Raw genomic sequence first — 20,531 nt, 5'->3', positions numbered from 1 at the left:
CGGGCATGACTCGCATCCTGCTCGCCGCCGCGCTGCTCGCGTCCACCTCAGCACATGCGCAGCCCGACACTGCCCGCTGGAAGGCCGAGGCGGCGCAGGTGACGATCACGCGCGACGATTGGGGTGTCGCGCATATCGTGGGCAAGACGGATGCCGATGCGGTGTTCGGGATGATCTATGCCCAGGCCGAGGACGATTTCAACCGGATCGAGACCAACTATCTGGTCAGCCTGGGGCGGCTCGCCGAGGCCGAGGGCGAGGGTGCGATCTGGCAGGACCTGCGCCAGCGGCTGTTCGTCGATCCCGAGGTGCTGAAGGCGGACTATGCCAGGAGCCCGACCTGGCTACGCAAGCTGATGGACAGCTGGGCGGGCGGGCTGAACTATTATCTCGCCACGCACCCCGAGGTGAAGCCGCGCGTGCTGACGCATTTCGAGCCATGGATGGCGCTGAGCTTCTCCGAGGGCAGCATCGGCGGCGATATCGAGCGAGTGCCGCTTAGCCAGCTCGAGGCGTTCTACGGCAAGCAGCGGAAGCTGACGATGACCGAGGCCGAGAAGGGCCTGGTGTTCAAGGAGCCCAGGGGATCGAACGGCATGGCAATCGCGCCGAGCCACACCCGCGACGGCCATGCGCTGCTGCTGATCAACCCGCACACGAGTTTCTTCTTCCGTTCCGAGCAGCAGGTGACGAGTGGCGAGGGGCTCAACGCCTATGGCGCCGCGACCTGGGGGCAGTTCTTCATCTACCAGGGGTTCAACGCGCAGGCCGGCTGGATGCACACCTCGAGCGGCGTCGATAATGTCGACGAGTTCGCCGAGGCGATCGTGACCAACGTACCGGGCGACCGCTTCTATCACTATGGCCGCGAGGCGCGCCCGCTGACGGTGAAGACGATCGCGCTTTCCTATCGCGCCGCGGATGGATCGCAGGCGCAGCGCAGTTTCAAGACCTATGCCACGCATCACGGCCCGATCGTGCGCGAGACGGCGGACGGCAAGTGGATCGCGGTCGCGTTGATGAACAAGCCGGTCGAGGCGCTGCAGCAGAGCTTCCTGCGGACCAAGGCGACCGATTATGCCAGCTTCATGAAGATCGCCGACCTGAAGGCCAACAGCTCGAACAACACGCTGTTCGCGGATTCGAAGGGCGAGATCGCGTTCCTGATGCCGCAGTTCATGCCGGTGCGCGACAACCGCTTCGACTATCGCAAGTCGGTGGACGGCAGCGACCCGGCGACCGACTGGAAGGGGCTGCACGCCCTCGCCAGCTTGCCGCAGGTGGTGAACCCGAAAAATGGCTGGGCCTATAACTCGAACAACTGGCCCTGGACCGCGGCTGGAGCCGACAGCCCCAAGGCCGCCGATTTCCCACGCTATTTCGACCAGGTTGGCGAGAACCCGCGCGGCGCGCATGCGCTCAGGGTGCTGAACGCGCGCAAGGACTTCACCCCGGAGACGTTGCGCCAGGCGGCCTATGACAGCTTCCTGCCGGCCTTCGACCGGCTGCTGCCCGGGTTGGTCGCGGCGTGGGAGAAATTGCCCGAGGATGATGCGCGCAAGGCCAGGTTCGTCGAGCCGGTCGCGCTGCTCAGGGACTGGGACCGGCGTTGGGGCGCGGGTTCGACCGCGACTTCGCTGGCGGTGTTCTGGGGCGAGGTGCTGTGGGTATTCTCGGCCCAGCCGGCCAAGGAGGCGGGCGTTTCCGTGTGGGATTACATGGCCGAGCGCGCCACCGATGGGCAGCGGATCGATGCGCTGGCCTATGCCGTGGACCGGCTGACCCAGGACTTCGGCAGCTGGCAAGTGCCCTGGGGCGAGATCAACCGCTTCCAGCGCAATGACGGGGCGATCGTCCAGAAGTTCGATGATGCCAAGCCGAGCATCCCGGTGCCCTTCACCTCGGCGCAATGGGGCTCGCTCGCTTCGTTCGGCGCCAGGCGGTATCCGGGGACCAAGCGCTATTATGGCACCAGCGGCAACAGCTTCGTGGCGACTGTGGAGTTCGGGCCGAAGGTGAAGGCTTGGGCAGTGACAGCCGGCGGCGAGAGCGGGCATCCAGGGACGAAGCATTTTGCCGATCAGGCCGGGCGCTATGCAGCGGGGGACTCGCGGCCGGTCTATTTCTACCCCGAAGACCTCAAGGGGCATGTCGAGCGGACGTATCGGCCCGGAGACTAAGACCAGTAATCGAAGGCCTCGCGCTGAAGCCTTTCGACAAAGGCGCGTGCGGACGGGCCTTCCCAAGGGCCTTCATATGCCGCGAGGCATCCGCGCGGGCTCACCCACCAGCCTTGCCCCGGCATGGCGTCGGACTCGCGCACCACCAGCACGGCCAGCTCGGGTTCGCCGTTTGCCGCCGCCGTCTCGTCGATCACATCGAGCGTCTTGCACAGCGCGCGCATCAGCGGGCGGGTGAAGCGGTGGCCGAGCAGCGCGACCAGTTCGGAATAGCTGACCGCGCGGTGCTCGCGCGTCGCGTCGATCAGCAGGGCGCGGACATGCGCGGCGTCGGAAACCGGGATCGGATCGCCGGTCATTGCAGCGCGAACGGCTTGCTGAGGAAGCGCGAGCCAGCCGCGCCGAACCGCCACGGCGTATCGACCGCCTTGGTAAGGCCGATCCTGGGCCCGGCCACGACAGTCCGGGGCGCGTCCGCGGGATGCAGCGCGAAGGGCGGCGCATCGACCGGCGCGCCGTCCAACGTGTGATCCACTCCCAACGCCTGGCACAACCGGCCCGGCCCCGAACAGAGCAGCCGGGGATCCTCGGTGCCGCGCCGCTGTGCCATCACATCGAGCCCGTGCCGCGGCTCGATAGCGCGGATCAGCACCGCGCTGACCGGACTGCACACGAAGTTCATGCACCAGTGCAGGCCATAGATGCGGTAGATATAGGCATGGCCGGGCGGGCCGAAGAGCACCACATTGCGCCGCGTCGGCCCGCGAAAACTGTGCGAGGCGGGGTCGCTGGCGTCATAGGCCTCGGTCTCGACGATCGCGCCGCCGATGCCGTCGATCAGCACTTCGACGCCGATCAGGGCCCGGGCAACGGTCACCGCATCGCGTTCGAAGAAACCGGGGTCCAGCATCGGGGCAGCCTATCACCCTGCCGCGGGACGGCAATTCCTCCCTGCCGCTGCGAGCGGGGAGGCATTGCCGCCATTGGCGTCGCGGATGTACCAAAGCGCCATGACCCTTGACGATCTCGGCCCACGCATCTGCATCCTGGGCCCATCGGGAAGCGGCAAATCGACGCTGGCGGAGGCGATCGGGCGCGCGCGGGGCCTCGCCGTGGTGCATCTCGATCAGCTTCATCACCTGCCGAATACCGATTGGCAGCCGCGCCCGGAGCAGGAATTCCTCGCGCTCCACGACCAGGCGATCGCGGGCGAGTGTTGGGTCATGGAAGGAAATTACAGCCGATGCCTGGCGGAGCGCCTAGCCCGGGCGACGGGCGTGATCCTGCTCGATGCATCCACCTGGACCAGCCTCTTCCGCTATCTGCGCCGCTCCTGGCTCGAGCGTGACCGGCGCGGCGCGCTGGAAGGCGGAAGCGACAGCGTGAAATGGGTGATGATCCGCCACATCACCGTCGCGACTCCACCAAGCCGGAAGCGGTACCGGGCGTTGTTCGAGCGGATCGCGCTTCCCAAGGTCCTGCTGGCGACCCCGCGCGCGCTGGCGGATTTCTATCGCTCGGCCGGGCTCACGCGGTAGGGGCAGGGCCTAGAACGGCAATTCTTCCCCCAGCCGCTCCTCGAAGTTCGATACCGTCACCCCCACCAGCCTGATCCCCTTGGGGGTCGGCAGCACCGAGCGGATCAGCGACAGGCTCATGTCGCGCAGCGCCTCGCGGCGATCGACCAGGCCGGCGGTGAGGCTGCGGCTGCGGGTGATGATCTGGAAGTCGCCATATTTGATCTTCACCGTCACGGTGCGACCGAACTCCTGGGCCTTCTCGCACCAGGTCCAGACTTCCTCGGCCATCTCCAGCACGCCAGCCTCGATCTCCGCCGCCGCCACCAAATCGCGGTCGAAGGTGGTTTCCGAGCCTGACGACTTGCGGATGCGCTCGGCATCGACGGGGCGGTCGTCCTCGCCCCGGGCGATGGCGTAATACCAGTCCGCCGAACTGCCGAAATGCGCGCGCAGGAACTCGATCGGCTTGGCGCGCAGGTCCGCGCCGGTCTCGATGCCGAGCCCTTCCATCTTCTTCGCGGTCACCGGCCCGACGCCGTGAAAGCGCTTGACCGGCAGCGTCTCGACCCAGGCCGCGCCCATCTCCGGCGTCACCGCGAACTGGCCGTTGGGCTTGCGCTGGTCCGAGGCGAGCTTGGCGAGGAACTTGTTGTACGAGATGCCGGCCGAAGCGGTAAGCCCGGTTTCCTCGACGATGCGCGCACGGATCTCCTTGGCGGTGGCCCAGGCAGTCTCGATCCCGCGCAGGTTAGCGGTGACGTCGAGATAGGCTTCGTCGAGCGAGAGCGGTTGGATGAGTAGGGTGTAGTCGGCGAAGATCGCATGGATTTGCCTGGAGACGGCGCGGTAGACTTCGAAGCGGGGTTTCACGAACACCAACTCGGGGCAGCGCCGCATCGCAGTGACCGAGGGCAGGGCGCTTCGCACCCCGAACTTGCGCGCTTCATAGCTCGCCGCCGCCACCACGCCGCGAGCAGCTGCATATCCGACCGCCACGGGCTTGCCCTTCAGGGCCGGATCGTCGCGCTGCTCCACCGACGCGTAAAAGGCGTCCATGTCGACATGGATGATCTTGCGGACCGGCGTGGTCGCCATGTCAGTCGTCCGCCGGCTCCAGCGCGGCGGCGAAGATGCGTGTCAGGCGCTTCTCGAAGCGTTGGCCTTCGGCTTCGCTGCATTGGCTCGGATCGACGGCCAGCGTGTTGTGCATGATGCCCATGCCCATCAGCACCGCAAAGGCCATGGCGGCGCGCATATCGGCATCCTGGCCACCCACTTCCCGCGCGACCGGGCCCAGGATATCGGCGTCGATCGTCTCGCGGATGATCTGCCCGGCCTTGGGCGAGCCGATCGAATGGAGCAGGATCAGGATGCTCTCGATATGGATGTCGCGCTGGCCCTCCGGCACGTCATCCTTGTCGAGGAAGAGCTGGGCGAAATGCTGGGCGAGCCCCTCGCGGGTGACGCCTTGCATGATGTCCTTGTCGTCGTCGCGCAGCGTCTCGCGGAACAGCGCTTCCTTGCTGCCGAAATAGCGGCTGACCAGCGCCGGATCGACGCCGGCATCGCCCGCTATTTCGCGCAGGCCGACATTCTCGTAATTTTCGCGCGCAAAATGGCGGCGTGCCGAGGCAAGGATCGCCTGGCGCGTGGCAATGGCATTGCGATGCCGCGACGGGGCCTGGACCGGCGGGATCATGGGCAATTTCCCTAACATGGCAGTGAGCATAGTCAACCGATGTGGACATATGTCTACAGTCGTTGACAAGTTCCATGAACGGGCCTAGCGGGGCGAAATCGGAAGTCGTTCGTTTCAAGCAACGACGCCGCGGAGGATGTCCGGCCAGGGGCACGGATTTAGGGATCGAACATGCACTCGAAGAACCGCCAGCTGCTTATCCCGGCTCTTGCAGCCGCGCTTGTTCTTACCGGCTGCGGCGGGGGCGGTCAGCAACAGCCTCAACAGGGTGCGCCGCCCGTCACTGTGTCCGCGCCGCTGGTGCAGGATGTGGTCGATTGGGACGAGTTCGTCGGCCGCTTCGAAGCGATTCAGAATGTCGAGGTGCGCCCGCGTGCCACCGGCTATCTGCAGGGCGTGTGGTTCAAGGACGGCCAGTTCGTCCGCAAGGGCCAGCTGCTCTTCACGATCGATCCGCGCCCGGCCCAGGCTGCCGTCGCCCAGGCCGCGGCGCAGGTCGCCCAGGCCAAGGCGACGCTCGCCAATGCGCAGACCGAATATGCCCGCTCCGAAGCGCTGGTTGCCCAGCGCGCCGCGAGCCAGGAAGAGCTGGAGCAGCGCCGCGCCGCACTGCGTTCGGGCTCCGCACAGGTTGCGGCGGCCGAAGCGAACCTGCGCGCCCGCCAGCTCGATCTCGGCTTCACGCGCGTCACCGCGCCGCTGAGCGGCCGCATCTCGCAGCGCAATGTCGATGTCGGCAACACGGTCGCCACGGACACCACGGTGCTCACCACGATCGTATCGGTCGATCCGCTGCACTTCGTCTTCCAGGGTTCGGAAGCGCTGCTGCTCAAGTATCAGCGCCAGGGCACCGGCGCCCAGAACGGCACCCCGGTGAAGATCAAGCTCTCGGACGAGAGCGACTATACCCATAGCGGCTCGCTCGACTTCGTCGACAACGCGCTCGACGCCGGTGCCGGCACGATCCGTGCCCGTGCGATCGTGAGCAACCCGGGCGGCTTCCTGAAGCCCGGCATGTTCGGCTCGGCCCGTCTCGAAGCGAGCAAGCCCTATCCGGCGCTGCTGGTGCCGGACACGGCGGTGATGGCCGATGCCGCGCGCCAGATCGTCTTCGTCGTCGACAAGACCAACACGGTGACGGCGCGCCCGGTGCAGACCGGGCCGTTGCGCGGCAACCTTCGCGTGATCCGCTCGGGCCTGACCAAGGATGACCGCGTTATCATCGACGGCACCCAGCGCGCGCGCCCGGGCGTGAAGGTCACGCCGCAGCCGGGCAAGATCGCGCAGGCTCCGGCCGCCGCGTCGGCGCCGCCGTCCGATCAGCCAGCCGCCACCGCGCTGCCCGCCGGCAACCGCTGAGGAGCGGCGCAATGAGCGACAATCAGGTTCTCGCCCAGGCTTCCACGCCTGAGGCCGCCCCGCGCGGCGGCTTCTCCAGCTTCTTCATCGAGCGGCCGATCTTCGCCGCAGTGATCGCGGTGTTCATCACCCTGATCGGCGCCTTCTGCTATCCGCTGCTGCCGCTCTCGCAGTACCCGGAGATCGCGCCGCCGACGATCTCGGTGCAGGCGGCCTATGCCGGCGCCTCGCCCGAGATTATCGCCGAGACGGTGTCCGCGCCGCTCGAGCAAGAGATCAACGGCGTCGAGGGCATGCTCTACATGAGCTCGTCCTCCACCCAGGGCGCGGGCCAGGTGACCGTCACCTTCAAGCCCGGCACCGATCTCGATGCCGCGCAGGTGCTGGTGCAGAACCGCGTCAACCTGGCGCTGCCGCGCCTGCCTACCCAGGTCCGCCAGATCGGCGTGACGGTGAACAAGCAGGAATCGGGCTTCCTGATGATCGTGGCGCTGACCTCGCCCGACAACAGCCTCGATGTCGATTACATGGGCAATTACGCCAACACGGTGATCCGCGACCGGCTGCTGCGCCTCGAAGGCGTCGGCACGGTGCAGATATTCGGCGGCGGCAATTACGCGATGCGCGTCTGGATCGATCCGGACAAGGCGGCGGCCCGCAACCTGACCGCGGCGGAAATCATCGCGGCGCTCCAGGCGCAGAACGTCCAGGTCGCGGGCGGCGCGCTCGGATCGGCGCCGGTGGCCAAGGACAATCCCTCGTTCGAAGTGCCGGTGGATGTGCAGGGCCGCCTCGCCAGCGTCGAGCAGTTCGGCAACATCACGATCAAGTCCGATCCGGCCGGCGCCAGCCTCACCAAGCTGAGCGACGTCGCGCGGATCGAGCTGGGCAGCCAGGATTATTCGATCCGCGGCTCGTTCGGCGGCAAGCGCGGCATCGCGCTCGCCATCGTCCAGCAGCCGGGCGCCAACTCGCTCAGCGCGGCGGACCTGGTGCTCAAGGAGATGGACACGCTCAAGAAGGACTTCCCGCAGGGCCTTCAGTACAGCATCCCCTACAACCCGACCGAATATGTCTCGGCGTCGGTGGAAGCCGTGCAGCACACGCTGCTCGAAGCGGTGATCCTCGTCGTCGTGGTGGTGATCATCTTCCTCCAGACCTGGCGCGCGGCGGTGATCCCGATCGTCGCCATCCCGATCGCGCTGGTCGGCACCTTCGCGGTGCAGCTGGCGCTCGGCTTCTCGATCAACTCGCTGTCGCTGTTCGCGCTGGTGCTCGCCGTGGGCATCGTCGTCGACGACGCGATCGTCGTGGTCGAGGCAGTGGAAAAGCATATCCGCGAGGGGCTTGCGCCGCGCGAGGCTGCGCACCGCACGATGCGCGAAGTCTCGGGCGCGCTGGTCGCGATCGGCCTGGTGCTCGTCTCGGTGTTCATCCCGACCGCGATGGTCGGCGGCATCCCCGGCATCTTCTACCGCCAGTTCGCGGTGACGATCGCCGCGGCGTCGGCGATCTCGCTGCTGGTCTCGCTGACCCTGTCGCCGGCGCTCGCCGCACTTCTGCTCAAGCCGCACCACGATATCGACGCGGACTCCGGCCCGCGCTGGATGCGCCCGATCAAGGTCGGCGCCGAGAAGTTCAACCAGGGCTTCGACTGGCTGTCTGACCGCTATGGCCGCGTCACCAGCCGAGTGATCCGCATGGGCCTGATCATGATGATCATCTATGCCGGCCTGCTCGCGCTCACCGGCTGGCGCCTGACCGCCACGCCGACCGGCTTCATTCCCGAGCAGGATCAGGGCTTCCTGATCGGCATCGTCCAGCTGCCGCCGGGCTCGTCGCTCGAGCGCACCAGCGAAGTCGTCGACAAGGCCTATGCGATCGCCGCCAAGACCGACGGCATCCTGGACGGCGCGGCGTTCGCAGGCCTCGACGGCGCCAGCTTCAGCCAGGCATCGAATGCCGGCGTGTTCTTCATCAAGCTGAAGGACTGGTCCGAGCGCGGTGCCAACCAGAGCGCCACGGCATTGGCCGGCCAGCTGACCGGCGCGATCGCCGGGCAGATCAGCGGCGCCAACATCTTCATGATCTCGCCGCCCGCAGTGCAGGGCCTGGGCAACGGCTCGGGCTTCGTGATGATGATCGAGGACCGTGCGGCCAATGGCGGCTGGCGCGGCCTGGAAGGCGTGACCGGCGCGATGATGGGCGCGGCGATGCAGGAGAAGAAGGTCACCCAGGTCTTCTCGCTGTTCAACACCGCCAATCCCAAGATCCGTGCCGATGTCGACCGCGACAAGGCGCAGCTACTCGGCGTCGAGCCGGGCCAGGTGTTCGATGCGATCGGCACCTATATCGGCTCGACCTATGTCAACGACTTCAACCTGCTCGGCCGCACCTTCCGCGTGACCGCGCAGGCCGAGCCGAGCGCGCGCGACGACATCAGCGATATCGGCCGTCTCCAAGTCCGCTCGAAGGGTGGCGCGATGGTGCCGATCTCGGCAGTGGCGACCTTCAACCGCGATTCCGGATCGTCGCGCGTGGTGCGCTACAATCTGCTGCCCGCGGTGGAGCTGCAGGGTGCTGCGGCGCCGGGCGTCTCCTCGGGCGATTCGCTCGCGGCGATGGAAGCGATGGCGAGCAAGGTGCTGCCCCAGGGCTATGGCTATGAATGGACCGGCCTCGCCTATCAGCAAAAGGCGGCGGGGAGCAGCTCGGCGCTGATCTTCGTGCTGGCGGTGGTGTTCGTCTTCCTCGTGCTGGCGGCCCAGTATGAAGCGCTGACGCTGCCGCTCGCAGTGATCCTGATCGTGCCGATGTGCATCCTCGCGGCGCTGCTCGGCGTGAACCTGCGGGGGATGGACAACAACATCCTCACCCAGGTCGGCCTGGTCGTGCTCATCGCGCTGGCCGCGAAAAACGCGATCCTGATCGTCGAGTTCGCCAAGCAGGGCGAGGAAGAGGGCATGAACCGGTTCGACGCGGCGATCCATGCCGCCCGCTCGCGCCTTCGCCCGATCCTGATGACGTCGTTCGCCTTCATCTTCGGCGTGATACCGCTCGCGATCGCCAGTGGCCCGGGCCAGGAGATGCGCCAATCGCTCGGCACCGCGGTGGTGTTCGGCATGATCGGCGTCACGCTGTTCGGCCTGATCTTCACCCCGATCTTCTATGTGCTGATGCGCAAATGGGGCGGCGGGAAGGTCAGCAAGGAAGCGCCGACGCAGCCGACCGGGACGCCCCCCGAAACTCCGGCACCCGCGACGGGAGAAGCGCAATGAAGCGGACCCTCACTCTCCTCGCCGCCGGCCTGACGCTGTCGGGCTGCGTCGTCGGCCCCAACTATGTCTCGCCCGCGGCCAAGGCACCTGCCCAGGGCGATCTGAGCCAGGCGAACGCCCCCGGCTTCGTCGCCGACGAACCGCCCGCCGATTGGTGGCGGCTGTTCAACGATCCGGTGATCGAGCGGCTGGTGGGCGAGGCGCTGACGGCGAACACCGATCTGCGCGTTGCTGCGGCAAACCTGCGCCAGGCACGGGCCGTGCTGCGCGAGACGCGCTCGGCACGCCTGCCCAGCACGACGATCAACGCGCAGGGCGGCTATGGCCAGACCTCGGGCTCGACGCTGGGCATCGACGGCGCAGGCCCGCGCGGTGACAGCTACTCGCTCGGCTTCGACCTAGGTTACCAGGTCGATCTGTTCGGCAAGATCACCCGCGCAATCGAGGCGGGTAGGGCGGACCTAGAGGCCAGCCAGGCCGCCTATGACCTGACGCGCGTAACCGTGGTCGCCGAGACGATCCGCGCCTATACCGATGCCTGCTCGGCCGGGCAGCAGCTCGCTGTCTCCTCGCGCACGCTCAAGCTCCAGGAAGACACGTTCGACCTGACCCGCCGCCTGGAATCGGGCGGGCGTGGCACCGGGCTGGAGACCAGCCAGGGTCAGGCATTGCTCGAGCAGACGCGTGCGACCGTCCCGGTCTTCGAGGCGCAGCGCAAGGCGGCCCTGTTCCGCCTCGCAGTGCTCACCGGCAAGCCGCCGGCTGAGTTCCCCGCCGACGTCGCCGCGTGCGAAGTGCCCCCGGTGGTGAACCAGGCGATCCCGGTCGGCAATGGCGCCACCCTGCTCGCGCGCCGCGCCGATGTCCGCGCCGCCGAGCGCAGGCTCGCCTCGGCCACCGCGCAGATCGGCGTCGCCACCGCGGACCTCTACCCCAACGTCTCGATCGGTGGCTCGATCGGCTCTACCGCCAATTCGCCGGAAGGGTTGTTCAAGAGCTCGGGCCTGAACTTCAGTATCGGGCCGCTGCTCTCGTTCAGCTTCCCGAACATGAGCGTTGCCCGGGCGCGCATCGCCCAGGCGAAGGCCGGGGCGGACGCGGCGCTGGCCAGCTTCGATGGCACCTGGCTGACGGCACTGCAGGATACCGAGACGGCGCTCGCCGCCTATGTCGCGCAGGGCCAGCGCGTCGAGGCGCTGCGCCGCGCGCGTACCGCCAGCGCCGAAGCGGCACGGATCGCGCGGCTGCGCTACCGCGCCGGCGCCGAAGGCTTCCAGACCGTGCTCGACGCCGAACGCTCCGAGGCGAGCAACGAGCTGCTGCTCGCCCAGGCCGAATCAAGCTTCTCGGACGCGACGGTCACTCTGTTCCTTGCGCTTGGCGGGGGCTGGCAGCAGCCACCCCAGGGTTGATAGCCCGGCCCTCGCCCCCGCGACCCCGCGTGCCACAAGGCGCGCGGGGGCGCGGTTGATTCTACTCCATCCCTCACTCGAAAGGGTAGCTGGACAGGCCACCTGTGGGCGTGACCAACTGTGCCTGCGCGCTGCCAAGGCAGCCTGCGCCTGTGCGTGCGCCGAGTGCCCGACCAATAATACAATGTGGCCTGACCATTCTATTGACAGTCGCGCAGGTATAGGCCTTATTGGCCTGACACCGGTGCCAGCGTGACTGGCAACATAACAAGCCGGGTAAAACAGATGGGGAGGGAGAGTCATGAAGACTGCTCTTTATGCCGGCTCGGCGCTTTGCGCCGTCCTGATGGTTACGCCTGCGCTCGCGCAGACCAGCAACAACGATACGCATAGCACGACGCCGCAGACCGAGGAGCCGGCACCTGCACCGGGGGACCAGATCGTGGTCACCGGTTTCCGCCGGGCCTATGCCGACGCGCTCAACATCAAGCGCGAGTCCGATCAGATCACCGATTCGATCTCGTCTGACGGCCTTGGCCGCTTTCCCGACCTGAACGTTGGCGAGGCAGTGCAGCGTATTCCGGGCGTGCAGATCAACCGGGAGGCGGATTCGCGCAACGCGACGATCTCGCTGCGCGGCCTGCCCGGCTCGTTCGCACGCACCACGCTGAACGGCGGCGGCTTCGCGGATCCGATCCTGGGCAGCGCGACCAACACCTCATCGACCCCGCTCGGCGCGTTCAACTCCGACATCTTCACGGCCATCACCGTGATCAAGTCGCCCAATGCGGCGAACCTGGCTGGCGGCCTTTCGGGCAATGTCGACCTGAAGATCGCGCCGGCGCTGGGCCGCAAGCAAGGCGGCTGGGCCAAGGCATCGTATGAATATAACGACTTGGGCGACCTGGGCAGCCCGGCGATCTCGGCCGGCTACAACGCGCACATCACGGACAATTTCGCAGTGTTCGGCGTGGTCGCCTGGAAAGACGAGAAGTTCCGCCGCGACTCGATCTCGGTCAATAGCTGGGCCAACAAGCTCGGCTCGATCCAGGTCGGCAACCAGGCGGTTCCGGCTTCGAACCCGACCTATCAGGCGCTGATGACGCAATATCCGGGCGGCGTGTACTATCCTACCCAGGTCCGCCAGTTCGTCCGCCTGAACAAGGGCCATCTGCTCACCGGCGCCGCCGGCTATGAATGGCAGGCGACCGACACGATCAAGTTCGGCGCCACCGGCTTCTACACCGAACGCAACCTCGATCAGGGCACCAACCACCTGCTCTATATCGATACCTCGGCCGGCAATAACGGCACCGGCGCGCTCGCGGCGACTTCGGCGGTGGCGCATTTCACCAGCCTGGGCACCCCCTATGTCGTCCAGACGCCGAGCGGGCCGCGCGCCTATATCAACAAGTTCAGCGCCGAGAATCTGCAGACCTACGACTCGATCCGCTCGGAGCCGGCCAAGCAGAAGACCTGGGCGATCAACCCGACGGTCGAGTTCAAGGACGATCAGTGGCGCGCCACCGCGCAGGCGACGATCTCGCGCGCGCAGGTGCTCGCCAACCAGATCGAGCTCGACATCATCGAGAACCCGTATCGAAACCTGGGCTCGGCGGGGCTGAACGGCATCACCGCCTCGGTCTATACCGGCGGCACCAGCCTGCAGGACGCGGTGTTCGTGCTCAACACGCCCAACGCCTCGCACATCCCGACCGGCGGCTATGGCCTGCCCTCGGCGGCGAGCCAGGCCACCCAGGCGGGTGCGCAGATGCCGGGCGCGCCGGCGAACACCCAGGGCGACCGCTTCGGCGTGACCGGCACCAACGGCCAGTCGTGGAATGCGCTCGATGCGATCCAGCTCGATTTCGAGCGCAGCTTCGCCGACAGTTTCGTGTCCGGGGTGCAGGTCGGCCTGCGCTACGAAGCGAACAAGTACACCTCGATCGGCTCGCGCAACACCTCGCTGGGCGCGAACACCGTCAACGTCACCCCGGCGATGTCGCAGGTGAACCCCTATGTCGGCGACTTCTTCGGCGGCACGGCGGGCGGCTATACCGGCAACTGGCGCAACCTGGACGTGAACCAGGTGCTGGCGGCGATCACCCCGGTGAACACCGCGCCGCGCACCACCGCCAATCCGAATGGCCTGCCGAACCAGTTCGTCTATGGCAGCGGCGGCGTGTTCCTCACCCCCTATGGGCTGACCAACAATTATTGGGATCCGAATTACTGGAACAACAACTTCACCAACACCCGCAAGGTGATGTCGGCCTATGCGATGACGAAGTTCGACGGCGACCTGTTCGGCATCCGCGTCCGCGGCAATGCCGGCGTGCGCTACGAAGGCACGACGCTCAGGATCGACGCGCTCGATTGCCGCAACTGCGCCGCCGGGCTCTCGGTGCTGCCGCTGCCGGTGAACCACAGCATGGCGACGCGCACCTACAAGGACGATTACGATTATTGGCTGCCCTCGGCGATGTTCGCGGCGGATCTGGCCAAGAACCTCGTCCTGCGCGGCGCCTATTACAAAACCTATGTCCGCCCGCAGCCGCGCGACAACGTGCCCACCACGTCGCTGCAGATCCCCGATCCCGCCGTTGCCGGCACGCCGACCTATAACGTGATCATCGGCGCCACCAGCTTGAGCCCCTACACATCCAACTCGTACGACGTATCGCTGGAATGGTATAACCGCCCGGGCGGCGCGTTCGCGGTGGCGGTCTATCAGAAGGACATTGACGGCTATGTCGGGCCGATCACCGATCGCCGGATTCTGTGCCCTACCAGCGGCCAATATAACGGCATCGATTTCGGCCTTGGCACGCTCCAGGACGACGGCGTCAACTGCAACATCGTCGGCAGCAATCCGGCAGCGCGGGTGCAGGCGAGCGGCATCACCAACCAGAAGCCGATGCGCGTGCGCGGCGTCGAGGTTTCGGTGCAGCAGAACCTCGATTTCCTGCCGGGCTTCCTGAAGTATCTCGGCGGTGCTGCGAACTATACCTATACCAACATCGACGGGAAGGACGCCCAGGGCAACGCGATCACCCTTCCGAGCGTCGCCAAGCACAACATCAACCTGATCGGCTATTACGAGACCAAACTGTTCGGCCTGCGCGTGGTGTTCAACCATCGCGGAAAATACGACCTGGCCGCCGGCAACAGCTTCGTCGGCGATGCCCGCACGGTGAAGGCGCGCAGCCAGCTGGATGCCTCGGCCTCGCTCAACATCATGAAGAACTTCTCGATCTCGCTCGACGCGTTCAACCTGACCAATGCGACTCGATCGGAATATGAGAACGACCCGATGCTGCCGCGGCGTATCGATTATGACGGGCGGACCTATACGCTGACGGTCCGCAGCAACTTCTAGCGTAACTCGGTGCGGGGCGGCTATCTTCCGGCCGTCCCGTATCCTTTTCGATGAGTCTGCCCCGATGAAGCTATTCCTGTGCAGCGCCGCCGCCCTTCTGGCGTTCGGCGTCGTTCCCGCGTCGGCGCAGGAACATGCGATCCTGGGGGCCGGCTTCGCCAGGGACGTCGCGCGCACCGATCCCGAGGTGCGGCGCGTGCTGGCGCGCGCCGATGCGGCGCTCACCCGCGTTCCGGGGGCGATCCCGCAGCTCCACACCGAAGGCACGCTGCCGGGCAAGGGCATCCGCGAGATCAGCCTGAAGGCCAAGGAAGACCAGGCCGTGGTCATCGCGCTGGCGCTTGCCTGGCGCCTCACCGGCGACCGGCGCTATCTCGACCAGGCAGCGCGCTACCTGGAGAATTGGGCCGACATCTATCAGATGTCGTTCAACCCGATCGACGAGACCGGCTTCGACACGCTGCTGCTCGCCACCGATCTGGCCGAGGCGGATCTCTCGCCGGCGCTGCGCATCAAGCTCACCGGCTTCTGGTGGAAGATGGCGAGCGGCTACCTTGATGCAATGGACGGCAAGCCCAAGAACGGACACACCAACTGGCAGAGCCACCGCATCAAGCTCGCCACCATGGCTGCCTTCCAGACCGGCGATGCGAAGCTGATCGCGAGGGCGCGCGGGGCGTTCCGCAAGCATGTCGGTTCGAACATCCAGGCGGACGGGTCCGTATTCGACTTTCATGAGCGCGATGCGCTGCATTACGTCACCTACAATGTCGATCCGATGATGATGGCGGCGCTTGCGGCCAAGGCGCATGGCGAGGACTGGTTTGGCTGGAAGAGCCCGAGCGGATCCAGCTTGGCCGGCGCGCTGAAGTGGCTCGAGCCCTATGCCACGGGCGAGAAGACGCATGTGGAGTTCGCCAACTCGCAGATCGCCTTCGATCGCGAGCGGGCAGCGGCGGGACAGAAGGAATATGCGCCGCACGACTGGGATCCGGGCAACGCGGTCAACACCTATGCCCTCGCCGCGCTGCTCGACCCCGGCTACCGCGACTTCGCGGTCAAGCTCGCCGAGCGCAGCAAGCGTCGGCCGATCGAATGGATGACCCTGCTCGCCCGCTAGGCGCGGAACCGGAGGACCGGGTTGCGGGTATCAACCTGCATGGAACCGCCTGAAGAATCGCCGCCCCTCACGCCCCGCAAGCGGCGTGGGCTGCTCGTCGTCGTGATCGCCATCCTCGCGCTGGTGGTGGTGATCTTCGTCGGCATGAACCTCAGCCACTACAAGCAGCTGAAGGAAGGCGAGCCCGTCGGCAACAGCGCCAATGTCGCAGGCCCCGACAACCGCTGAGCGGCGCGCGTTGCCAGCTAGGCGTTGCGTTCACGGATGCTGGGAGAAAGTGGTGCCCGGGGACGGAGTCGAACCGCCGACACTGCGATTTTCAGTCGCATGCTCTACCAACTGAGCTACCCGGGCATGCCCGGCGAGTGCCGGGGAGCGCGCGTCTTAGTCGCGCGAATCGGGGCTGTCCACCCCTGAATGTGCGTTGGGATCAACTGCCTCGCCGGGAATGCGATAGCCCTCACCCAGCCATTGCAGCAAGTCGCGGTCCTTGCAGCCGCGGCTGCAGAAAGGCTTGTCTTCGGGGCTCGTCGACTGCCCGCACACGGGGCAGCTATGCTGTTTGGTCATTTCAGTCCTTAGCAGACGTGAATTCGGTCACGCCGCCGATTCGCCGCGCCAGCTCCACGGTCCAGTTCGGCTGCTGGGCGAGGCGGCGGGCGATGTTCCTGGTCACCATATGGGTAGTCGGCGGCGGCGGGGGAAGTCGCTCCATGCGCCGCAACTCCGCGCGCGTCGCCGCGGCGATAAGGTCCGCGCGCAGCAGCTCGGGCAGCGAGGGCCGGGTGCGGCGGCGCACGATCTGGAGGAAGCCGAAGCCGTTGACTGCGGTCCGCTCGAAGGGCTGGGGCAGGGCGGCGTCGATCGCCTCCGCCACGGCGTTGCGCGCGCCCTTGCCGGTGAGGGTAGGGAAGTCGATGCCGATCGAGCCGGCGATGCCGTGCCGTTCGATGGCGCGGGCTACCGCATGCGCCGCGGCGACGGCAAGCGGCTCGATCGGGCCGGAACCATCGACATCGAATAGCGCCATCGCCGGCGTGGGCGACAGGCGCAGCGCGCCGCCGGCAAAGACGATCTCGCCGGTGATCGCCTCGTCGAGGACTTCGGACCAGCCGGCTTCCTCGAGCAGGTCCGGCTCATGTGCGCGCATCACGCGAACGGGCAGGCCGGTGGAGGTGATCCGGTCGAGCAGGGTGGGCCCGTCGGACAGCGCTTCGTCGCTCGGCACGGCCTTGGGCAGCTTGGCGCGGCCGGGCTCGGGGATCGCCTCGCGGACGATCTTCACGCGCAGCTTCGCGCCTTGCGTCAGCGCCTTCGGGAGATGGTCGCACAGCGCCTCGCCGCCGCCGTCGAGCGCGATCAGCTTGGTGGCCTTGTCGATCAGCCGCGCTTCGAGCACCGCGTCGACGCGAGGGCGGGTGCCCTCAAGCTCGATCCGTGCTTTCCAGATGCCACCGCGCGAAACCAGCGCGGCGCGGTTCTCGCCGATCCCGGCTTCGTAGAGCCACTCAGCCAAGCGCGTAGCCGGCGCTTTCGAGCAAAGCGCGCGTCTCGAACACGGGCAGGCCGACCACGCCCGAATGGCTGCCGGAGAGCGCGCGGACGAACGCCTCGGCCTTGCCCTGGATGGCATAGCCACCCGCCTTGCCCATGCCTTCGCCGCTGGCGACGTACCAGTCGATCTCGGCATGGCTCAGCCGCTTGAAGGTGACAACCGTGTCGGAAAGGCGGGTACGGGCCTTGCCGTCCAGCCCGATCAGGCAGACCGCGGACAGGCAATGGTGGCGCCGGCCGGAGAGCAAGGCGAGCATGCGGCGCAGATCCGCCTCGTCCTCGGGCTTGGCGAGGATGCGCGTGCCGACGGCGATGGTGGTGTCGCCGGCGAGGATGATCTCGTCCTCGCCGCGCGCCACCGCATGCGCCTTGTCGATCGCGACGCGCAGCACATAGGCGCGCGGGCTCTCGCCCGGGCGGACGTCCTCATCCACATCGGGAGCGGACACACGCGTCGGCTCCGCGCCGATCCGCTTGAGCAGATCGAGCCGGCGAGGCGATGTGGAAGCAAGCACGAGCCGCACGCAGCGGGAGCCTCAGGCTTCTGGATCCCGGCCTGCGCCGGGATGATCCGTGGCTGGGCCCCGGATCACTTGAAGCGGTAGGTGATACGGCCCTTGGTCAGGTCGTAGGGCGTGAGCTCGACGAGCACTTCGTCGCCGACCAGCACGCGGATGCGATTCTTGCGCATCTTGCCGGCAGTATGGCCGAGGATCTCATGATCATTCTCGAGCCGAACGCGGAACATGGCGTTGGGCAAAAGCTCAACGACCTGTCCGCGCATTTCAAGCAGTTCTTCTTTGGCCAAAAAATACCTCGTGGATCAGCGCGCGCCTAAAGTGGCGGTGCCTTTACAGCGACGCGCGGCAAAAGGGAAGGAGTTGAGGCGCGCGGCAACGCATGCGCCCATTTTTGCGATATGGGCGGCCGGCGCGGTTGCGGCAAGCACCTTTACTTCGCCGCTGGTGCCGGGTCCGCCGGGTTATGCTGCTTCAGGAAGTCCTCCATCGCCTTGAGGAACTGCAGCCGATCCTCGCCACGGGTGAAATGATGGTCGCCTTGCGGTTGGGTGATGAACAGCACGGGCTTGCCGGCCTGACGCAGTTTTTCGGCCATTTCGCGCGACTGCGCATAGGGGACGACGACGTCTTCCTTGCCATGGATGAGCAGCACGGGGATCGAGAACTGATCGGGCGCGCTTATCGGCGACACCGCCTTGAAGTCCGGTGCCTGCTTCCTGAGCCAGTCGCCGGTGGCCTCGCCGCCGAGGAAGCGGCCGTCATAGCGCTTCATTGCACCGAGATCGGAGACGCCCGCGAAAGAGACCGCGCAACGATAGAGCTTGCCGTCGCGCTGCGCCGCGCGGAGCGCCGCATAGCCGCCATAGGAGCCGCCGGTGATGCACACCCGCTTGGGATCGGCGATCCCCTGTTGGGCGAGTGCGGTCACGGCATCGTTGAGGTCGTCCTGCATCTTTAGGCCCCACTCGCCATAGCCCTTGCGATTGAACTCGGTGCCATAGCCTGTCGAGCCGCGATAATTGGGCTGGACCACCGCATAGCCGCGATCGGCGAGGAACTGCGCCCACCAATCCCAGCTCTCGTCGTCGCGCGCGCCCGGGCCGCCATGGGGATAGACGATCAGCGGCAAGTCCTTCGCTGGGCGATCGCGTGGAAGGGTGAGTACCGCGGCGATCTCGAGTCCGTCGCGCGCCCGGTAGGTGATCGTCTTCACCGGGTGGAGGCGTGACATCTTGATCGCCGGATTGCGCAGCGACAGCATCGTCATCGAGCCATCGGCGCGGTCGAACAGAAAATAGGCACCGGGCGAGTCCGCGCCGCCGACCTGGACGATCGCGCGGCTGTGATCGTCGCTGTACGAGGTGATCGACGCCCGCCCGCCCTTGATCATGCCCGACACCTGGACCTGGAGCCTGGCGAGATCGGGATCGATCCATTCGGTGCGCGACGAAACCTCGTCATAGTCGATCGCGGCGATGGCATCGCCCTCGCGGGTGGGGGTGATCGCGCCGATGTCGAACCCCTTGCTGGCATAGAGCAGCTTGCCGATGCTCAGCGAGGCGAGATCATATTCGTAGATGCCGCCATAGCCCTTGGCATCGTCGGCATAGGCGATTGCCTTTCCGGGATCGGCGAGGAACAGCGCGGGGAGCACGCGATCGGAGGAATCGCCGCGTTTCTGCCGAACGATCTCGCGAAAGCTCCCGCCGGCCGGCCCCCGATAGAATACGCGGGACTCGCGCCCGTCGAGCGAGGTGGCGAAGCCCATGCGCACCATGCCCTTGCCGTCGGCCACCCAGCGCATCACGCCGTCGCGTTCCGGAACCGCGGTCCTGGACTTGCCCGTCGACACATCGATCTCGGCGACGTTGGGATAGAAACGGGCATCGCTGGAATAGATCGAATGCTGGGCGGCGAGCAGGATGCGGGGCGTTCCGTCATGCGCGATCCAGATCACGTCGTCGGCGTCCTGCGCCGCGTCGCGCGCCAGCGTGACCAGCTTGCTCCCGTCCGCCTTTACCCCGGCGGCGCGCTGGAGATACCATTCCTCGCCGCCTTCGATCGGCACCGAAGCGCCATAGCCGATGACGAGCCAGTCATTGTTGACCCAGCGCCACCAGTTCAGCTCGGACTTGCCCAGCCCGATAAAGCGGGTCTTGTCGCCATTGAGCGGTACGATCGCGAAGAATTGCTTGCCGTTCGACGCGACCTTGGCCGCGACGAGCTTGCCGTCGGGCGAGATCGATGGGCGATCGATGAAGGGGAGTTCGGCAAAGGCTTCGGTCGTGTGCGGCGCCCGTTGCTGGGAAGGCTTGGCCGGGCCGGTGGCCGGAGCCTGGGTCGGCGTGGTGTCGGCATCCGTCTGGGCCAGGGCTACGGCCGGACAGGACAGGCAAGCGGACGCCAGCGCCGCGGCGCACAGGCTGCGCGAAATCATCGAATTCCCCCAATTCACGTTTCGAACGGGGTTTCTATGAAGATGGTGTTTCCGAGACAAGTCGGGCCCGGG

At 66.6% G+C, this 20,531-nt stretch carries 17 protein-coding genes and 1 tRNA gene; 8 read left to right on the top strand and 10 right to left on the bottom strand.

Annotated elements, in window-relative coordinates:
• Positions 1–5 precede the first annotated feature (5 nt).
• On the top strand, positions 6–2,180 hold the full coding sequence (locus tag AC1RPL_RS08960; RefSeq protein WP_493068893.1) for a penicillin acylase family protein: 2,175 nt from the start codon (positions 6–8) through the stop codon (positions 2,178–2,180).
• Here AC1RPL_RS08960 and AC1RPL_RS08955 read toward each other — a convergent pair.
• Together AC1RPL_RS08955 and AC1RPL_RS08950 are read right to left on the bottom strand one after the other, a co-directional pair.
• Entirely contained in the window at positions 2,177–2,539 is a 363-nt protein-coding gene (locus AC1RPL_RS08955) for a ribose-phosphate pyrophosphokinase (protein WP_493068892.1), read from the bottom strand. The genes AC1RPL_RS08960 and AC1RPL_RS08955 overlap by 4 nt on opposite strands.
• Entirely contained in the window at positions 2,536–3,090 is a 555-nt protein-coding gene (locus tag AC1RPL_RS08950) for a DNA-3-methyladenine glycosylase (RefSeq protein WP_493068891.1), read from the bottom strand. Before AC1RPL_RS08950 ends, AC1RPL_RS08955 begins: the two co-directional genes overlap by 4 nt.
• Before the next feature lie 100 nt (positions 3,091–3,190).
• Here AC1RPL_RS08950 and AC1RPL_RS08945 point away from each other — a divergent pair, with 100 nt between their 5' ends.
• On the top strand, positions 3,191–3,718 hold the full coding sequence (locus AC1RPL_RS08945; protein ID WP_493068890.1) for an AAA family ATPase: 528 nt from the start codon (positions 3,191–3,193) through the stop codon (positions 3,716–3,718).
• A gap of 9 nt (positions 3,719–3,727) precedes the next feature.
• On the opposite strand, the gene dinB is transcribed toward AC1RPL_RS08945, so the two are convergent.
• Positions 3,728–4,795, bottom strand: a complete 1,068-nt coding sequence (gene dinB / locus AC1RPL_RS08940; RefSeq protein ID WP_493068889.1) for a DNA polymerase IV — start codon at positions 4,793–4,795, stop codon at positions 3,728–3,730.
• Position 4,796: 1 nt separating this feature from the next.
• Positions 4,797–5,399 carry a TetR/AcrR family transcriptional regulator gene (locus tag AC1RPL_RS08935; protein ID WP_493068888.1) on the bottom strand — a complete coding sequence of 201 codons (603 nt, stop codon included), beginning with the start codon at positions 5,397–5,399 and terminating at the stop codon, positions 4,797–4,799.
• Between the two features lie 171 nt (positions 5,400–5,570).
• Between AC1RPL_RS08935 and AC1RPL_RS08930 the strand changes: the two genes are divergently transcribed.
• From AC1RPL_RS08930 to AC1RPL_RS08905, 6 genes are all read left to right on the top strand, one after another.
• A complete protein-coding gene (locus tag AC1RPL_RS08930; protein ID WP_493068887.1) occupies positions 5,571–6,758 on the top strand; it encodes an efflux RND transporter periplasmic adaptor subunit in 1,188 nt (395 codons plus the stop codon).
• Positions 6,759–6,769: 11 nt separating this feature from the next.
• Positions 6,770–10,036 (top strand): efflux RND transporter permease subunit, encoded by a 3,267-nt coding sequence (locus tag AC1RPL_RS08925; protein WP_493068886.1) that lies wholly within the window; start codon positions 6,770–6,772, stop codon positions 10,034–10,036.
• A complete protein-coding gene (locus AC1RPL_RS08920; protein ID WP_493068885.1) occupies positions 10,033–11,448 on the top strand; it encodes an efflux transporter outer membrane subunit in 1,416 nt (471 codons plus the stop codon). The genes AC1RPL_RS08925 and AC1RPL_RS08920 overlap by 4 nt, the downstream gene beginning before the upstream one ends.
• A gap of 301 nt (positions 11,449–11,749) precedes the next feature.
• A complete protein-coding gene (locus AC1RPL_RS08915; protein ID WP_493068884.1) occupies positions 11,750–14,827 on the top strand; it encodes a TonB-dependent receptor in 3,078 nt (1,025 codons plus the stop codon).
• Positions 14,828–14,891: 64 nt separating this feature from the next.
• The gene (locus tag AC1RPL_RS08910; protein WP_493068883.1) at positions 14,892–15,947 is read left to right on the top strand and encodes an alginate lyase family protein; all 1,056 of its coding nucleotides are present in this window, start codon (positions 14,892–14,894) and stop codon (positions 15,945–15,947) included.
• A gap of 39 nt (positions 15,948–15,986) precedes the next feature.
• Positions 15,987–16,175, top strand: coding sequence for a hypothetical protein (locus tag AC1RPL_RS08905; protein ID WP_493068882.1), 189 nt, complete (start codon positions 15,987–15,989; stop codon positions 16,173–16,175).
• A 50-nt stretch (positions 16,176–16,225) separates the two neighbouring features.
• On the opposite strand, the gene AC1RPL_RS08900 is transcribed toward AC1RPL_RS08905, so the two are convergent.
• The 6 genes from AC1RPL_RS08900 to AC1RPL_RS08875 all read right to left on the bottom strand — a co-directional run bounded on the left by AC1RPL_RS08900 (position 16,226) and on the right by AC1RPL_RS08875 (position 20,459).
• Positions 16,226–16,301 (bottom strand) — tRNA-Phe (locus tag AC1RPL_RS08900).
• Positions 16,302–16,331: 30 nt separating this feature from the next.
• The gene (locus AC1RPL_RS08895; RefSeq protein WP_493068881.1) at positions 16,332–16,517 is read right to left on the bottom strand and encodes a DNA gyrase inhibitor YacG; all 186 of its coding nucleotides are present in this window, start codon (positions 16,515–16,517) and stop codon (positions 16,332–16,334) included.
• Between the two features lies 1 nt (position 16,518).
• Entirely contained in the window at positions 16,519–17,463 is a 945-nt protein-coding gene (locus AC1RPL_RS08890) for a ribonuclease (protein WP_493068880.1), read from the bottom strand.
• Positions 17,456–18,025 carry a Maf family protein gene (locus tag AC1RPL_RS08885; RefSeq protein ID WP_493068879.1) on the bottom strand — a complete coding sequence of 190 codons (570 nt, stop codon included), beginning with the start codon at positions 18,023–18,025 and terminating at the stop codon, positions 17,456–17,458. The genes AC1RPL_RS08890 and AC1RPL_RS08885 overlap by 8 nt, the downstream gene beginning before the upstream one ends.
• 65 nt (positions 18,026–18,090) lie before the next feature.
• Positions 18,091–18,309 (bottom strand): translation initiation factor IF-1, encoded by a 219-nt coding sequence (gene infA / locus AC1RPL_RS08880; RefSeq protein WP_003049127.1) that lies wholly within the window; start codon positions 18,307–18,309, stop codon positions 18,091–18,093.
• Positions 18,310–18,452: 143 nt separating this feature from the next.
• Entirely contained in the window at positions 18,453–20,459 is a 2,007-nt protein-coding gene (locus tag AC1RPL_RS08875) for an alpha/beta hydrolase family protein (RefSeq protein WP_493068878.1), read from the bottom strand.
• Positions 20,460–20,531 lie beyond the last annotated feature (72 nt).

It is taken from the genome of Sphingomonas sp. GW821-FHT12D09 (assembly GCF_058807215.1).
This window is presented reverse-complemented; position numbering and strand designations above follow the sequence as displayed.

Excerpts from the sequence above, each read along its gene's own strand:
- AC1RPL_RS08960 (WP_493068893.1), top strand. The coding sequence starts at position 6 with ATGACTCGCATCCTGCTCGCCGCCGCGCTGCTCGCGTCCACCTCAGCA.
- AC1RPL_RS08955 (WP_493068892.1), bottom strand. The coding sequence starts at position 2,539 with ATGACCGGCGATCCGATCCCGGTTTCCGACGCCGCGCATGTCCGCGCC.
- AC1RPL_RS08950 (WP_493068891.1), bottom strand. The coding sequence starts at position 3,090 with ATGCTGGACCCCGGTTTCTTCGAACGCGATGCGGTGACCGTTGCCCGG.
- AC1RPL_RS08945 (WP_493068890.1), top strand. The coding sequence starts at position 3,191 with ATGACCCTTGACGATCTCGGCCCACGCATCTGCATCCTGGGCCCATCG.
- dinB (WP_493068889.1), bottom strand. The coding sequence starts at position 4,795 with ATGGCGACCACGCCGGTCCGCAAGATCATCCATGTCGACATGGACGCC.
- AC1RPL_RS08935 (WP_493068888.1), bottom strand. The coding sequence starts at position 5,399 with ATGATCCCGCCGGTCCAGGCCCCGTCGCGGCATCGCAATGCCATTGCC.
- AC1RPL_RS08930 (WP_493068887.1), top strand. The coding sequence starts at position 5,571 with ATGCACTCGAAGAACCGCCAGCTGCTTATCCCGGCTCTTGCAGCCGCG.
- AC1RPL_RS08925 (WP_493068886.1), top strand. The coding sequence starts at position 6,770 with ATGAGCGACAATCAGGTTCTCGCCCAGGCTTCCACGCCTGAGGCCGCC.
- AC1RPL_RS08920 (WP_493068885.1), top strand. The coding sequence starts at position 10,033 with ATGAAGCGGACCCTCACTCTCCTCGCCGCCGGCCTGACGCTGTCGGGC.
- AC1RPL_RS08915 (WP_493068884.1), top strand. The coding sequence starts at position 11,750 with ATGAAGACTGCTCTTTATGCCGGCTCGGCGCTTTGCGCCGTCCTGATG.
- AC1RPL_RS08910 (WP_493068883.1), top strand. The coding sequence starts at position 14,892 with ATGAAGCTATTCCTGTGCAGCGCCGCCGCCCTTCTGGCGTTCGGCGTC.
- AC1RPL_RS08905 (WP_493068882.1), top strand. The coding sequence starts at position 15,987 with ATGGAACCGCCTGAAGAATCGCCGCCCCTCACGCCCCGCAAGCGGCGT.
- AC1RPL_RS08895 (WP_493068881.1), bottom strand. The coding sequence starts at position 16,517 with ATGACCAAACAGCATAGCTGCCCCGTGTGCGGGCAGTCGACGAGCCCC.
- AC1RPL_RS08875 (WP_493068878.1), bottom strand. The coding sequence starts at position 20,459 with ATGATTTCGCGCAGCCTGTGCGCCGCGGCGCTGGCGTCCGCTTGCCTG.